Source organism: Serinicoccus sp. CNJ-927, assembly GCF_001942435.1.
GTDB classification, from domain to species: Bacteria; Actinomycetota; Actinomycetes; order Actinomycetales; family Dermatophilaceae; genus Ornithinicoccus; species Ornithinicoccus marinus.
In genome coordinates this window covers 250,083-264,067 of record NZ_MKKF01000022.1, presented here as the reverse complement: position 1 = coordinate 264,067, position 13,985 = coordinate 250,083, and the positions used below count along the sequence as shown (strand labels likewise).

At 72.2% G+C, this 13,985-nt stretch carries 17 protein-coding genes, 1 tRNA gene and 1 other RNA gene; 9 read left to right on the top strand and 10 right to left on the bottom strand.

Features of this window, described 5'->3' with window-relative positions; all coding sequences use genetic code 11:
* Positions 1 to 39: 39 nt before the first annotated feature.
* The 3 genes from BJF86_RS08760 to BJF86_RS08750 all read left to right on the top strand — a co-directional run bounded on the left by BJF86_RS08760 (position 40) and on the right by BJF86_RS08750 (position 1,632).
* Entirely contained in the window at positions 40 to 699 is a 660-nt protein-coding gene (locus BJF86_RS08760; protein ID WP_158068398.1) for a copper resistance protein CopC, read from the top strand.
* A gap of 141 nt (positions 700 to 840) precedes the next feature.
* Positions 841 to 1,077, top strand: coding sequence for a DUF3073 domain-containing protein (locus BJF86_RS08755; RefSeq protein ID WP_075818245.1), 237 nt, complete (start codon positions 841 to 843; stop codon positions 1,075 to 1,077).
* 24 nt (positions 1,078 to 1,101) lie between these two features.
* Complete coding sequence (locus tag BJF86_RS08750) at positions 1,102 to 1,632, top strand: hypothetical protein (protein ID WP_075818188.1); 531 nt, start codon at positions 1,102 to 1,104, stop codon at positions 1,630 to 1,632.
* Between the two features lie 24 nt (positions 1,633 to 1,656).
* On the opposite strand, the gene purM is transcribed toward BJF86_RS08750, so the two are convergent.
* Complete coding sequence (gene purM, locus BJF86_RS08745) at positions 1,657 to 2,763, bottom strand: phosphoribosylformylglycinamidine cyclo-ligase (RefSeq protein ID WP_075818179.1); 1,107 nt, start codon at positions 2,761 to 2,763, stop codon at positions 1,657 to 1,659.
* Positions 2,764 to 2,864: 101 nt separating this feature from the next.
* A complete protein-coding gene (locus BJF86_RS17940) occupies positions 2,865 to 3,278 on the bottom strand; it encodes a hypothetical protein (RefSeq protein ID WP_075818167.1) in 414 nt (137 codons plus the stop codon).
* Positions 3,279 to 3,507: 229 nt separating this feature from the next.
* Between BJF86_RS17940 and BJF86_RS08735 the strand changes: the two genes are divergently transcribed.
* Both BJF86_RS08735 and BJF86_RS08730 read left to right on the top strand, forming a co-directional pair.
* A complete protein-coding gene (locus tag BJF86_RS08735; protein ID WP_022925886.1) occupies positions 3,508 to 4,008 on the top strand; it encodes a SigE family RNA polymerase sigma factor in 501 nt (166 codons plus the stop codon).
* Positions 4,001 to 5,140 (top strand): hypothetical protein, encoded by a 1,140-nt coding sequence (locus BJF86_RS08730; RefSeq protein ID WP_075818165.1) that lies wholly within the window; start codon positions 4,001 to 4,003, stop codon positions 5,138 to 5,140. The genes BJF86_RS08735 and BJF86_RS08730 overlap by 8 nt, the downstream gene beginning before the upstream one ends.
* A 3-nt stretch (positions 5,141 to 5,143) precedes the next feature.
* Here the strand turns inward: BJF86_RS08730 and purF are convergent, their stop codons facing one another.
* From purF to ffs, 7 genes are all read right to left on the bottom strand, one after another.
* Positions 5,144 to 6,724, bottom strand: a complete 1,581-nt coding sequence (gene purF / locus BJF86_RS08725; protein ID WP_022925884.1) for an amidophosphoribosyltransferase — start codon at positions 6,722 to 6,724, stop codon at positions 5,144 to 5,146.
* A gap of 61 nt (positions 6,725 to 6,785) precedes the next feature.
* Positions 6,786 to 7,001 carry a hypothetical protein gene (locus tag BJF86_RS08720; protein ID WP_075810945.1) on the bottom strand — a complete coding sequence of 72 codons (216 nt, stop codon included), beginning with the start codon at positions 6,999 to 7,001 and terminating at the stop codon, positions 6,786 to 6,788.
* Between the two features lie 5 nt (positions 7,002 to 7,006).
* Positions 7,007 to 7,258 carry a hypothetical protein gene (locus BJF86_RS08715; RefSeq protein WP_143553768.1) on the bottom strand — a complete coding sequence of 84 codons (252 nt, stop codon included), beginning with the start codon at positions 7,256 to 7,258 and terminating at the stop codon, positions 7,007 to 7,009.
* Between the two features lie 79 nt (positions 7,259 to 7,337).
* Positions 7,338 to 8,768, bottom strand: coding sequence for a cell wall-binding repeat-containing protein (locus BJF86_RS08710; protein WP_075818163.1), 1,431 nt, complete (start codon positions 8,766 to 8,768; stop codon positions 7,338 to 7,340).
* A 190-nt stretch (positions 8,769 to 8,958) separates the two neighbouring features.
* The gene (locus tag BJF86_RS08705; RefSeq protein ID WP_022925880.1) at positions 8,959 to 9,318 is read right to left on the bottom strand and encodes a sterol carrier family protein; all 360 of its coding nucleotides are present in this window, start codon (positions 9,316 to 9,318) and stop codon (positions 8,959 to 8,961) included.
* The gene (locus BJF86_RS08700; protein ID WP_075818161.1) at positions 9,318 to 10,565 is read right to left on the bottom strand and encodes an arginine deiminase; all 1,248 of its coding nucleotides are present in this window, start codon (positions 10,563 to 10,565) and stop codon (positions 9,318 to 9,320) included. The genes BJF86_RS08705 and BJF86_RS08700 overlap by 1 nt, the downstream gene beginning before the upstream one ends.
* A gap of 77 nt (positions 10,566 to 10,642) precedes the next feature.
* An RNA gene (ffs, locus tag BJF86_RS08695) (signal recognition particle sRNA small type) lies at positions 10,643 to 10,737 on the bottom strand.
* Positions 10,738 to 10,833: 96 nt separating this feature from the next.
* On the opposite strand from ffs, the gene BJF86_RS08690 reads away from it, so the two are divergent.
* A tRNA-Ser gene (locus tag BJF86_RS08690) sits at positions 10,834 to 10,918 on the top strand.
* Positions 10,919 to 11,007: 89 nt separating this feature from the next.
* Here BJF86_RS08690 and BJF86_RS08685 read toward each other — a convergent pair.
* Positions 11,008 to 12,603, bottom strand: coding sequence for a helicase HerA-like domain-containing protein (locus BJF86_RS08685; protein WP_075818154.1), 1,596 nt, complete (start codon positions 12,601 to 12,603; stop codon positions 11,008 to 11,010).
* Between the two features lie 24 nt (positions 12,604 to 12,627).
* Here BJF86_RS08685 and BJF86_RS08680 point away from each other — a divergent pair, with 24 nt between their 5' ends.
* The 3 genes from BJF86_RS08680 to BJF86_RS08670 are packed head-to-tail and all read left to right on the top strand — an operon-like array spanning position 12,628 to position 13,970.
* Positions 12,628 to 12,939, top strand: coding sequence for a type II toxin-antitoxin system VapB family antitoxin (locus BJF86_RS08680; protein ID WP_022925877.1), 312 nt, complete (start codon positions 12,628 to 12,630; stop codon positions 12,937 to 12,939).
* Between the two features lie 27 nt (positions 12,940 to 12,966).
* Entirely contained in the window at positions 12,967 to 13,494 is a 528-nt protein-coding gene (locus tag BJF86_RS08675; protein WP_143553767.1) for a LytR C-terminal domain-containing protein, read from the top strand.
* Positions 13,491 to 13,970: an SRPBCC family protein gene (locus BJF86_RS08670; protein WP_075810940.1), complete on the top strand. Its 480-nt coding sequence runs from the start codon at positions 13,491 to 13,493 to the stop codon at positions 13,968 to 13,970. The genes BJF86_RS08675 and BJF86_RS08670 overlap by 4 nt, the downstream gene beginning before the upstream one ends.
* Positions 13,971 to 13,985: the final 15 nt, after the last annotated feature.

Genomic DNA, 13,985 nt, shown 5'->3' with positions numbered 1-13,985 from the left:
GAGGGTATGCCGCCCAGCCTCGGCTCCTACACTGCAGCCATGGTCCTCACGCGCAGACTCCTCGCGGCCCTGCTCGCCGCCGGCTTCCTCACGGTCCCCGTGGCCGCCCAGGCCCACGACGAGCTGACCGGCAGCGAGCCCGCCGACGGCGACAGCGCCGAGGCGCCCGACGAGCTGACGCTGACCTTCAGCGGGGACATCGCGGAGGTCGGTGCGGCGGTCACCGTCACGGCCCCGGACGGGTCGTCGGTCACCGACGGTGAGCCCGAGGTCGACGGGACCGAGGTCGAGCAGGACCTCGTGGACGAGCTCGGCGACGGTGAGTATGCCGTGGCCTGGCGGGTGACCAGCGAGGACGGCCACCCCATCTCCGGTGAGTTCGCCTTCACCGTCGAGGGTGAGGGCTCGCCGACCGAGGAGGACGAGGACAGCTCGGCGGAGGCCACGTCCGAGGCCGCCGCGCCGGAGGAGTCGGCCGACGCCCCCCAGGAGAGCGACGAGGCCGAGCCGGCGCCGACACCGGAGGACACCGAGTCCGCCGCGGCCGAGCAGGAGACCGGCGAGGAGACCACCGAGACCTCGGGCGAGGCCGCCGCAGGGCCCACCGGGGTACCCGCATGGGCCTGGGCCGTGGTGGCCCTCGCCGCCGCGGGACTGCTCGGCATGCTGGCCTGGACCTGGCAGCGCGGACGCTCCTGACGGCGATCCGGATGCGGGCGCACGGCCCCCTCTCATGTACCGTAGAGGCCACGGATTACACACATTCCCGGGCCGGCTCCGCGACCTGACTCGTCAGCCAGCGATGCCGCTCCGGCAGACTCGATGCAAGGGGGTCACGCCATGGGGCGCGGCCGGGCCAAGGCAAAGCAGATCAAGGTTGCACGGAAGCTGAAGTACTCAGCCCCCGACACCGACCTCTCGGCTCTCGAGCGGGAGTTGCACTCCACGCGTGGGGAGTTCGACTACACCCCGCCGAGCGCGGAGTCCGACAGCGACGACGACCTCGACTCCGAGGACGACCCCTACGCCGAGGACGAGGGAGACGACTACGGCTCCTGGGCCGCCGGCGGTCGTTGACACCGTGACGCCGGGGGGTCGTCGGTGAGCACACGCAGCCGGCACGAGGCACGGTGGACCCACGCCGACGCGAAGGCCACCGGTCGGTTGCCCCGCAACGCCTGGTGGATGCTGCCGCTGCTGTTGGCGCTGTGCCTGGTGGCCCTCTACGGCGGCTACCGCGTCTACATGGGCATCGCCACCGTCACCTACGAGGTGCGCCAGTGCCAGGAACCGCTGACCGAGCAGTCCACCTGGGCCGACGTGCAGGCAGCGGCGTGCGAGCCGGTATCGGCCGACGCGCTGACCATGGCGCTCATGCGCGGTGAGGAGCGGGTGGAGCCGGACGGCGTCTCCGGGTCGGTCCTCACCTGGGAGGCGTGGGCGGTCAACTCCCCCGAGCACAGCGTGGACCTCGACCTGACGGAGCCCGCGGAGACCGTCGTCATCGGCGAGCCCGAGGCGCAGCGGGTGCGGGTGGCGCTGACCAGCGACGCGAGCGACACCCGCTGGGGCGGCTTCATCGGCGGTCGCGGGCCGACCTCCTACTGGGTGCTGCTGACCCCAGCCGGCTGACAAGACCTCGACTGCGGGAGCCGGTCAGGGGCGGTAGCTCCCGACGACGCGCACCGATCCTCCATCCACACCCTTGGCGCCCTGCACGACGTCGGCGTCCGGCTGCCCACCGTCGCCGCGCTCGACCGTGCCGATCGGCCAGGTATCGATGCCGGCCTCGGTGAGCAGGTCGACCGCCCGCTCGGCACGGTCGGGGTCGAGGACCGCGACGAAGCCCACCCCCATGTTGAGCGTCTGCTCCAGGTCCGGCTGCGGCACCTGCCCCAGCTCCTGGACGAGGGTGAAGACCGGCGGCGGCGTCCACGACCGCTCGATCGTGGCGAGCGTCCCGGCGGGCAGCACCCGAGCCAGGTTGGCCGCGAGCCCGCCCCCGGTGACGTGCGAGAGCGCGTGCAGGTCCTCCCCGAGGTCACGCACCAGGTCGAGCAGCGGGCGGGTGTAGATGCGGGTCGGCTCCAGGCACTCCTCGCCCAGCGTGCGGCCGAGCTCGGGCACCTGGCGGTCCCAGGCCCAGCCCGCGGCGGCGACGACCCGGCGGACCAGGGAGAAGCCGTTGCTGTGCAGCCCCGAGCTGGCCAGCGCCAGGACGACGTCGCCGTCGGTCACCCGGTGCGGCCCGAGCACCGCGTCGTGCTCGACCACCCCGGTCGCCGCGCCCGCCACGTCGTACTCCTGCGGGTCGAGCAGGCCCGGGTGCTCCGCGGTCTCACCGCCGACGAGTGCGACACCCGCGAGCTCGCAGCCGCGGGCGATGCCCGAGACGATCGCCGCGATCCGCTCGGGGACGACCTGCCCGCAGGCGATGTAGTCGGTCATGAACAGCGGCTCGGCCCCGCTGACCACGATGTCGTCGACCACCATGCCGACCAGGTCCTGCCCGATGGTGTCGTGCACGTCCATCGCCTGGGCGATCGCCACCTTGGTGCCGACACCGTCCGTGGAGGTCGCGAGCACCGGACGGCGCATGCCCTGCAGCGCGGAGGCGTCGAACATCCCGGCGAAGCCGCCGAGCCCACCGAGCACCTCCGGGCGCTGGGCCCGCCGGACCGACTCCTTCATGAGCTCCACCGCGCGGTCGCCGGCGTGGACGTCGACGCCGGCGCTGGCATACGTGATCGGCTGGTCGCTCATCAGGTGCGTTCCCTCAGGGGTCGGGGCGGGTGCGCCCCCAGGGTATGCCGCCGCGCACCGACGCAGGTGACCGGACCTGCCCCGTCGGCGAGCGCTGAGGCTCAGCCGTGCCCGCCGTCGCGGATCTCCTCGCCGTGCCCATCAGCCCCGGCACCACCGTGGTCGCCGTCGTCGGCGACTGCGGCGCGCTGGCCGTCGCCCGCGTCATCGCCCCCGCCAACCTCGCCGTCCGTCGTCAGCGTGGCCTGGTCGGTCTCGAGCTGCTGCGGCTCCTCGTCGTCCCCGGCCACCCAGTCGCCCGGCTGACGGAAGTCCTCGCCCGCGGCGACGTCGTGGTCGGCCGGGTCGTGCTCCCGGGCGAACTCCTCCTGCCGCCGACGGGTCTCCTCCGCCTCCTGCGCGTCGTGGTCCCCCGCGGCCGACGACGCGTCGGGCGCGTCGTCGGCCGTCCCCTCCGGCTCCTGGGCGGCCTGGTCCTCAGGCTCCGGCGTGGTCTGGTCGTCGTGCTCGCTCATGGCGCCTCCGCATCCCGGGTCGCCGACCCGTCGCCTCGGACGCTAGACCTGGTTCCCCCCGACCGCGCGGCGAAGCGCCCCGCGTCCATCCTGAGCGCACTCGGACCTCGCCAGGCAGCCGGTGCGTACGTTGTACACGATGCACAGCGGTGCACAGGTTCGGCACACCGACGAGGACCCAACCGTTCGCGACATCCCGCCGTTGGGACAGGGTGAGAGGAGGTGCCACGTGGCACGAGCGGCCCGCCCGGTCGACGAGGACTTCGCCCGCTTCGTCGGGGCTCACCAGCACACGCTGCAGCGCGCGGCCTACCTGCTGTGCGGTGATCGTGAGCTGGCCCGCGACCTGACCCAGGAGGCGTTGACCCGGACCGCCCAGCGCTGGCACAGGGTCAGGGACGGACTCCCGCTCGCGTATGCGCGGCGCATCCTCTACACGGTCAACGTCGACCGTTGGCGGCGCACCGGGCCAGAGGTCCTCACCGACACCCCGCCAGAGCGTGCGTCGTCCGGGGACGACGCGTGGGCGACCTCCCTGGCGATCCGTGACGCACTGCAGCAACTACCTCCCCGGGTGCGGGCCGTGGTGGTGCTGCGCTACGTCGAGGACCTCGACGTCGCGACGACAGCACAGACGCTCGGCATCAGCGACGGCACGGTGAAGAGCCAGACCAGCGACGGCATCCGCCGCCTGCGTGAACTCCTGACCGAGGTGAGGACCGATGCATAACGACGAGCTCAAGGATCTGCTCGAGCGGGCGACCACAGGGGCACCAGGTGAGGATCTGACCGAGGCGGCCTGGCGCGACGGTCGACGCCGCGCTCGGCGGCACAGCTGGAGTGTCGGCTCGCTCGGCGCAGTGGCCGGCGTGGCCGCAGTCGTCGCTGCGTGGTCGCTCGGGGGTGGCAGCACCGACGCCTCCCCCGGGCCGGCCGAGAGTGGTGGCGTGGACGACACAGCGGTCACGAGCACCCCGCCGGGAGCGGAGACGGTGCCCTATCGGGTCGTCTTTGAGGTGACTGAGGGTGAGCCGCGGCCCGACGGGCCCGTGGACTCCTGGGCCGACGTCGAGGAAGTGGTCGCCTCCCCGACCGAGTTCGTGGTCGAGGGCCCGCGGGGGATCATCAGCACTGACTGGGCGTCGCCGCTGCGGCTCGGCGGACCGATCAACTTCACGGAGCCGGAGACAATGACGCTGGAGGTCGACTGCTTCACCATGGTCTTCGAGGACGTGACCTTCACAGAGAAGGGCCGCATCGCCTCTCCGGAGATCGGTCGACCCGCAGTCGACAGCTGTCTCGGCTACAACGGCGTGACACCTGTGACTGCCCTGGCGACCGATCCGGAGGCGAGCCTGAGCTGGGCAGGCGGGAAGCTCGAGCTGACCGGTCACGAGGATCTCCTCTCCCTCGACGACGCCAGCGAGGAACTGGAGGAGAGCGTCCTGTTGGCCAATGTGCCTCCGACGGAGCTGACCGCTCTTCAGGGCGCGAGCCTCGAGCCCGGAGGCCCTCCCGACATCGAGCGCGTCATCGGCGAGTGGTGGGTCGTCGACACACGATGGCTCGAACCACAGGGGGATGCCGCCCGGATGCGCTTCGACGGCGAACGCTTGACGATCACCGCCTGCGGACGCGCTCTGAGCGCTCCAGCCGTTCTGGTTGGGACGCAGCTCCGGATCGAAGACGACTGGGAATCTCCCACGGGAAGCCATGCAGCTGCCGCGACCGCTGGGCAGCCGGGCTGCCCCTCAAGCGCCTGGCAGAACCTCCACCAGTTGCAGGAGTGGGTCACAGGCGACCGGGAGCTCTGGCTCGAGGAGACGGATGAGGAGGAACTGCTCCTCACCCTCAACCGGTGAGGATCAGGGGCGGCGGACGGCGTCGGCGCCACCCGCGCCGGCGGTGACCCCGACCCGGTCGACGTCCAGGGTGCCGACCTCGGTCGGGTCGACGTCGGCCTCGTTGACCGGGAACTGCAGCTCCAGGACGTCCTTGCCGAGCTGGTCCTCGGCGGGGAGCTCGATCGGGTAGTCGCCCGAGAAGCACGCCGTGCACAGCGCGGCCCGGGGCTGCTCGGTGGCCGCCACCATCCCGTCCTCGCTGATGTAGCCCAACGAGTCCGCTCCCACGGAGGCGCAGATGTCGGCCGCCTCCAGCCCGGTGGCGATGAGCTCGGCGCGGGTGGCGAAGTCGATGCCGTAGAAGCACGGCCAGCGCACCGGCGGGGAGGAGATCCGTACGTGCACCTCCGCGGCCCCGGCCTCCCGCAGCATCCGCACCAGCGCCCGCTGAGTGTTGCCCCGCACGATCGAGTCGTCGACGACCACCAGCCGCTTGCCCTTGATGACGTCGCGCAGCGGGTTGAGCTTGAGCCGGATCCCGAGCTGCCGGATCGTCTGGCTGGGCGCGATGAAGGTCCGGCCGACGTAGGCGTTCTTCACCAGCCCCTGGCCGTAGGGGATGCCGGACTCCTCGGCATACCCGATGGCTGCCGGGGTGCCCGACTCCGGGGTCGGCATGACCATGTCCGCCTCGACCGGGTGCTCGCGCGCGAGCTGGCGTCCCATCTCGACCCGGGAGTCGTAGACCTGCCGCCCGGCGATCGTGGTGTCCGGCCGCGCGAGGTAGACCCACTCGAAGACGCACCGCTTCGGGGCCGCCTGCGCGAAGCGGCTCGAGCGCAGGCCGTTCTCGTCGATGGCGATGAGCTCACCCGGCTCCACCTCACGGACCACCGAGGCGCCGACGATGTCCAGCGCGGCGGTCTCCGAGGCGACCACCCAGCCACGCTCCAGCCGACCCAGGACGAGCGGGCGCACCCCCTGCGGGTCGCGCGCGGCATACAGCGTGCCCTCGTCGCAGAAGACGAGCGAGAAGGCGCCGCGCAGCTGCGGCAGCACCCGCATCGCCGACTCGTGCAGCGACAGGTCCGGGTCCGAGGTCAGCAGCCCGGTGACGATGGCGGTGTCCGTCGTGTTGCCCCGCCCGACCTCGCCGGCGGAGCGGCTGAGATCGCCGCCCAGCGCTTCGCGGAGCAGGTCACGTAGCTCGGCGGTGTTGATGAGGTTGCCGTTGTGCGTCAGCGCGACCGTGGCGTCCGTGGTCCCCCCGAGCGTCGGCTGGGCGTTCTGCCACGAGTTGCGCCCGGTCGTGGAGTAGCGGCAGTGGCCGACCGCGAGGTGCCCCTGGAGCGAGGCGAGCGCGGACTCGTCGAAGACCTGGCTGACCAGCCCCACGTCCTTGTAGACCACGAGGCGCTGCCCGTCGCTGGTCGCGATGCCGGCCGCCTCCTGGCCGCGGTGCTGCAGGGCGTAGAGGCCGAAGTAGGTGAGCTTGGCGACCTCCTCGCCCGGCGCCCACACCCCGAACACCCCGCAGGCGTCCTGGGGCAGGCGCTCCTCGGGGAGCAGGTCGTGCGAGAGCCGTCCGTCAGCGCGAGCCACGCGGCCATGCTCCCACAGCCGGTATGCCCGTCGCACCCGGCCGAGGCGGCCGCGCGGGGCGTCAGGAGCCGAGCCGCGGGCGGTCGGCGACGAGGAAGGCCAGGGCACCGACGGCCACCCCGGTGCCGCCCCCGATGAGCGCGAAGATGAGGTATTCCTCGAGCCCGTTGACGTAGGGCACGTCGCGTCCGACGACCGCCACCAGCAGGGCGATCAAGGCACCGAGGACTCCCCCGGTGCCGAGGAACCGGGGCAGGCGTGGGTGACGGGGCGCCACGACGGTCAGCGGCGACCGCTGCGGTCGACGACGAGGTAGACGATCGCGGCGAACAGACCGCAGAAGATCGCACCGGTGGCCCCCAGCAGGATCGCCTGCTGCCCGGCGGTGCTGCCCGGCGCGTCCGGGCGCGTCAGCGAGATCACGACCCCCACGACCAGACCCAGCACCGCCCCCGCGACGAGGAAGCGGCTGAGCTGTGGACGCCGGTGCACGGGCGTGCGTGACGGGTCGTCCGGGGTCTGGGCGGAAGCCATCACCCCAGTATCCGTCAGGACGGCGAACGGCACGGCAGCCGGGTGGCTGCCGCGCCGCTGCGTCACGGGACGCCGGACCTCACCCCTGGGGGATGTTGCTCTCGCTCGACCCTGCGCCGGAGCGCTCGGTCGGGTCGGCGAGCCCGCCGACCAGGCCCAGCAGCTGGGTCTTGACGGTGTCGTGCACCGCCACCTCGCCGCCGACGATGGTGATGAGTGGGAACGAGAAGCCGGTGATCAGCCGCTCGACCTCGTCCAGCACGCCGACGGGGACCGCCTCCGGACGGGTCAGCGCCACGCCGGCGCCGGTCCGCGCGGCGACCGGCACGGCGGTCAGGCTGTCCGGGAAGTCCTGACCGGTGGCGACCAGCACCTTGCCCTCGGCCGGGAACCGCTCGAGCACCTGCTGGGCCGTCGCGTAGCGGTCGGTGCCGCTGTAGCGGGTCCAGGGCACACCCCCGGCGACGTCGTCGAGCACGTCGTCGGTGAGGACCGTGGTGCCTCCGGCCGCGTAGACGTCGTCGAAGGACAGCGCGCCGAGTGCCGCGTCCGTGGCCGGCGGCACCTCGTCGTGCTTGACCAGCACCAACGGCGCCTGGTGCCGCGCGGCGAGCGCGCTGAGCACCAACGCGTCCGGGAAGTCCTGGCCCGAGGCGACGAAGAGCTCGGCCGAGCTGTCCTGCACCACGCGTTGCGCGATCTCGCCGGCGGTGCCGTAGCGGTCGGACCCGGAGACCCGCTCCACGGTCGCGCCCGGGAGCGCGGCCTGGACGTCGGCCAGCACCTGGTCCTCGACGGCGGTGGTCCCGCCGACGACGTAGACCGAGGTCGGCATGAGCCGTGTCAGCTCGTCCACGGTGGCGGTGGGCAGCCCACCGGGGTTGGTGAGCAGCAGCGGGGCGCCCAGCTGCGCGGCCCAGGGGGCGGCGGTGAGCGCGTCCGGATAGGCTTTGGCGGTGGCAATCACGGCCGTGTCGGCCATGACGAACTTCTGCTCCGAGAGCATCGCCGCGGTCTCGATCCGCGTCGGGCCGCCGATCCGCTCGACATCGAAGGTGCACGGGCCGTCGACGTCGTCGGGGTAGAAAGGATCCTCGCTCATCAGGGTGGAGACATCGTTGTCGTCCGCGTCGACGTCGCTGATCTGGATCCCGACCCCCGGGGCGCCGTGGCCGTAGAGGCCGACGAACGAGAGGAAGGCGTGCAGGTCGCGGGTGGCGCCCACCTCGACCTCGAGGGTGCGGCTGTCCATCAGCGTGCCGTCGTCCCAGACCTCGAAGCGCACCCGGTCGAAACCGGCGACGTCGTCGGTGGTGCCGGTGATCGTGGCGTCGATGGCGTACTCGTTGCGGCTGCAGTCGTCGTTGACGAACTGCACGCCGGCGATCTCGTAGTCGCCGAGCGTGGCGGCGAAGGCCGGTACGGCCCCGGCCAGGGCGGTCGTCCCGAGGGCGAGCGCGGCGCCGGCCGCGATCCCCGCCCGTCGACGGACCAGTGGTGTGGTAGGCATGGTGCTTCTCCTTCACGGTCCGGTCAGCACTGACCGGTGACGCCGGGAGGTCCCTCGCCTCCGCCGGGGCGTCGGCGCTACAGAGGGCGCACGCCGACCTCAGATACCGGTGCTCGTCGGGGCCCGGTCGAGCTCGTGCGCGTCCACGAGGCGCTGCGGGACCCGGACGACGACAGAGGCTGAGCCGCCCTCAGCGCAGCGGGAGGTATGCCGTGAGGTCGGCCCGCTGGCCCGACGCACGCACCGCGCCGCTCGCCACAGCCTCGGCCCAGGTGGCGCGGCCGGTCACCAGCGCGAGCCAGGTCTGCGGATCGGTCTCGACGACGTTGGTCGGCGTCCCGCGCGTGTGCCGCGGCCCCTCGATGACCTGGGCGGCGGCATACGGCGGGACGCGGACCTCGACCGACCGCCCGGGGGCGCGCGCGGCCAGCTCCTCGATCGTGTAGCGCACCGCGGTGGCGAGCATCCCGCGGGCCGGCTCCTCCCCCGCCTCCCAGGCGGCGAGCGCCTGCTCGCCCGCGGCCGGGTCGATCCGGCGCCGCGGCGGCATCAGGTGAGCGGGTCGCGCTCGACCGGGCAGGACATGCAGCGCGGTCCGCCCCTGCCCCGGCCAAGCTCGGAGCCGTCGATCTCGAGGACCTCCACCCCCTGCTCGCGCAGGTAGGCGTTGGTGACCGTGTTGCGGCGGTAGCCGACGACGACCCCGGGCTCCAGGGCGAGCACGTTGCAGCCGTCGTCCCACTGCTCGCGGGCCGCGGCCCGCGGGTCCTGGTCGGCGGCCAGCACCCGGAGACGCTCCACGCCCAGGCCGCGGGCGATGACCTGCTCCATCTGCTCCGGCTCGTGCCGCTCGATCGACAGGTGCAGGTCCGCGGGGTCGGCGTCCTGCTCGCCCTCGGCCGCGGTGATCGTCCACGAGGTGAGGTCGGGCAGCCCGAGGTAGCGGGTGAAGGTGCGCTCGTCGACCATCGTCATCACCGTGTCCAGGTGCATGACGGCCCTCGCCTTGGGCATGTCGAGGGCGACCACCCGCTCCGCCTGGCCGGAGGCCAGCAGCCGGCGCGCCAGCCGCTCCACGCCCATGGCGGTGGTCCGCTCGGAGAGCCCGACGAGCACCATGCCGTTGCCCGGCACGAGGATGTCGCCGCCCTCGGCCGTGGCGGGCCCGTCGTCCACGCCGTGGCTCCACCACTGCATCCCCGCCCCGGCGAACATCGGGTGGTAGCGGTAGATCGCGTCGTAGTGCACGGTCTCCCGGCGGCGCGCCTTCTTGTGCATGGAGTTGACCGAAACGCCGGAGTAGGCCCAGGCGGAGGTGTCCCGGGTGAACAGGTGGTTGGGCAGCGGCGCCAGCACGGAGTCGTGCGTCCCGAACTGCTCGATGACCACCGAGCTGGGGCTGCCGATCCGCTCGAGGACCTCGGCCTTGGTGATGCCGCCGATGAGGTGGGTCGCCAGTTCGGCGTCATCCATCTCGTCGAACATCGCGCGCAGCTCCTCGGCGGCCTGCGGGCCGACGTGCCGCTCGTCCAGGCTGTGGCCGAGCACGTGGGCGCGCGCCTCGGGGACCGCGAGCGACTCCCGCAGCAGCGCGTCGAAGTGGTGCACCGTCACGCCCCGCTCGCGCATCACCTGGACGAAGTAGTCGTGCTCCTCCTGCGCCTTCTCCACCCAGAGGATCTCGTCGAAGAGGTAGCGGTCCTTGTTGTCCGGCGTCAGGCGGTGCATCTCCAGCCCGGGCCGGTGGACGATCACCTGACGCAGCCGACCGACCTCGGAGCCGACGTGGAAGGGCATGAGCGGGGTCCTTTCGCAGGGGTGCGGACATCCTGCCATGCGGGGCGAGGGCGCCGCTCGGGCCACGGACCAGGACGTGAAGAACCCCTCGCGCACCTGGAAGAGCCCGGTTGCCCTTGCTGCATTCCTGCCCTGGGGGAGTTCACCGAGGTACCACCGCACGAGGGGTCCGGCACCGAGTCTAGGCGTTCGCCACGGCCCCTCCAAGCCGGCGGGTCGGCCCACCAGGATTAGGGTCGCTCCCTCGCTCTCGGCTATCCTTCTCGGCGGAGGATTCGCATAGCGGCCTAGTGCGCACGATTGGAAATCGTGTTGGGATAAAACCCTCGGGGGTTCAAATCCCCCATCCTCCGCCGATGTCCTCATCTCAGGACAGGAGAAACCCCCGGACCCTCGGTCCGGGGGTTTCGTCGTCCGCCCTCGGGTGTGCGGGCGGTATGCCTCAGCGCCGTCGGGTCCCGAAGATCGACCGGCTGATCTCCCGCCCGATCACGGTCCCGGCCGAGCGCAGCATGGAGCGGAACGCGGTCGAGGAGACGACCTGCTCCACCATGCCCCTCTCCTCGCCCCTCTCTTCACCACGCCGTGACCGGCTGCCGCCCGCCTGCTCACGAGCATCGGCCTGCGCCGCGGCGTCCTCGGCCTCCTGTGCCTCAGCGGCGTCGGCCGCCCGGGTCGCCTCCTCCATGCGCGCAGCCAGCATCTCGTACGCCGACTCGCGGTCAAGCGGCTCGGCATACTTGCCCGCCAACGCCGAGCCGGCGACCGCGGTGCGCACGACCTCCTCGTCCGAGGGCCCGATCTGACCCTGCGGCGCGCGAAGCATCGTCCGCGCGACCGGGGTCGGCGCCCCCTCCTCGGAGAGCACGGTGACCACCGCCTCCCCGGTGCGCAGCGAGGTGAGGACCTCCTCGAGGTCGTAGTCGCTGGTCGGGAACGTCGAGACGGTCGCCTTGAGCGCCTTGGCGTCGTTGGGGGTATGCGCACGCAGCGCGTGCTGCACCCGGTTGCCCAGCTGGCCGAGCACCGAGTCGGGCACGTCCTTGGGGGTCTGGGTGACGAAGAAGACGCCGACGCCCTTGGAGCGGATGAGCCGGACGGCCTGCTCCACGGCGTCGAGGAAGGCGTCGGAGGCGTCGTCGAAGAGCAGGTGCGCCTCGTCGAAGAAGAAGACGAGCTTGGGCTTGTCCGGGTTGCCCACCTCGGGCAGGTCCTGGAAGAGCTCGGCGAGCAGCCACATGAGGAAGGTGGAGAAGAGCACCGGCTTGTCCTGGACGCCGGGCAGCTCGAGCAGCGAGATGACGCCGGTGTCCTCGGGGGTGGTGCGCAGCAGGTCGGCGGTCTCGAACTCCGGCTCGCCGAAGAAGACGTCACCGCCCGCGGCGGACAGGGCGATGAGCTCGCGCAGGATGACCCCGGCGGTGGACGTCGCCAGTCCGCCGAGTCCCTTGAGGTCCTCCTTGCCCTCGTCCGAGATGAGGTGCTGAATGACCGCGATGAGGTCCTTGAGGTCCAGCAGCGCCAGCCCCTGCTGGTCCGCCCAGTAGAAGATGAGCCCGAGGCTGGACTCCTGGGTCTTGTTGAGCTGCAGCACCTTGGCCAGCAGCGTGGGCCCGAAGGCCGTGATGGTGGCCCGCACCGGGGTGCCCGCCCCGTGCCCACCGAGGTTGAGCAGCTCGACGGGGTAGGCCGAGCCGGTCCAGTCCTGGCCGAGCTCGCCCATCCGCTCCTCGATCTTGCCGCCGCCCGCGGCCGGCGTCGCCAGGCCCGTCAGGTCGCCCTTGATGTCGGCGAGGAAGACCGGGACGCCCGCGTCGGAGAGCTGCTCGGCGAGCACCTGCAGCGTGACGGTCTTGCCGGTCCCGGTGGCCCCGGCGACCAGCCCGTGCCGGTTCATCGAGCCGAGGGGCAACCGGACGACCGCCTCGCTCACCACGCTGTCGCCGTCCGCCCCCACAGCCCCACCCAGCACGATGCTCGGGTCGGTGAAGGTGTAGCCCTCGCGGATGCGGTCGATCTGGCTGCTCTGCTCGCTCACACAGCAGACTCTAGACTGCGCCGCATGATCTTCAAGGGCGTGGGCGAGACGCGGCCATACCCCTCCCACGGCCTCGACGAGCCCGGTGACTGGGCACACCTGCCGCCCCGGATGCTGCGGCTGGACGAGCTCGTGACGACCCGCGCCGAGCTGGACCTGCGGGCCCTGCTGTCGGCCGACTCGACGTTCTACGGCGACATCTTCTGCCACGTCGTGAAGTGGCACGACGTGCTCTACCTCGAGGACGGTCTGCACCGGGCGCTCCGGGCCGCGCTGCAGGGCCGGCCCGCGGTGCACGGGCGTGTCCTCGACCTGGATGCCGCGCCGACTCGCTAGCCTGCTGCGGTCGGAAGGAGCCTCGGCGTGGGATACGTGCGCACGGCTGGTATGTCCACCGCCGCGCGTCGGGCGCGGCGCCGGGCAGCCATGGTCATCGTCGGTCTGCTGGCCGTCCTGGGGCTCGCGCTGCTCGTCGCGCTGGCGACGATGCAGGGGTGGTTCGGCCTCGGGGGTGGCGAGACGGACGAGAGCCAGACCACGGTCGCGGTGCCGACCCCCACCCTGGAGGCGGAGGACGTCGTCGTCAACGTCTTCAACTCGACCGGGACCACCGGTCTGGCCGGACGGGCGAGCGACGGGCTGACCGCCCGCGGCTTCACCGTGGACGGGGTGGACAACTCCGACGCCGACATCGAGGGACCCGGCCAGATCCTGCACGGCGCCTCCGGTGCCGAGGCGGCGCAGCTGCTGGCCGACGCGCTGCCGCAGGAGGTCGAGCTGGTCCAGGACGAGCGGGAGGACGAGAGCCTGGACCTCGTCCTCGGCGAGGCGTGGGAGGACCTGCCCGCCGCGGAGGACACCGACGCCGAGCAGACCGGGGACGAGCGGTGAGCGACACCCACGAGGTCTCGGTCGCCCGCCGCGTCGAGGCCTCCCCCACCACGGTGTGGGACGTCATCACCGACCTCGAGCACGCGCAGGAGCGGCTCTCCCAGGTGACCGACCTGCACGTCATCACCACCGGCCCGTATGCCGTGGGCACCGGCTGGCGCGAGACCCGCCGGATGATGGGCGCCTCCGACACCCAGGAGATCTGGGTGGTCGACAACGACCCGGAGCGGCGCACCGAGACCGAGGCGAGGTCGCGCAACACCGTCTTCCGGACGGTGCTGGAGCTGGAGCCGCTCGAGGAGGGGGCGGCGACGCAGCTGTCGATCAGGTTCAGCGCGGGCACCACCGACCCCAACGCGCTGCAGCGCCTCGCGCTGCGCGCCGTGGGGCCCCTGGGCCTGAAGATGACCGAGAAGGCGTTGCGCACCGAGCTCGCCGACATCGCGGCCGCCGCGGAGGCTCTCGACGCCGACTGACGTCCCCGGCGAGCC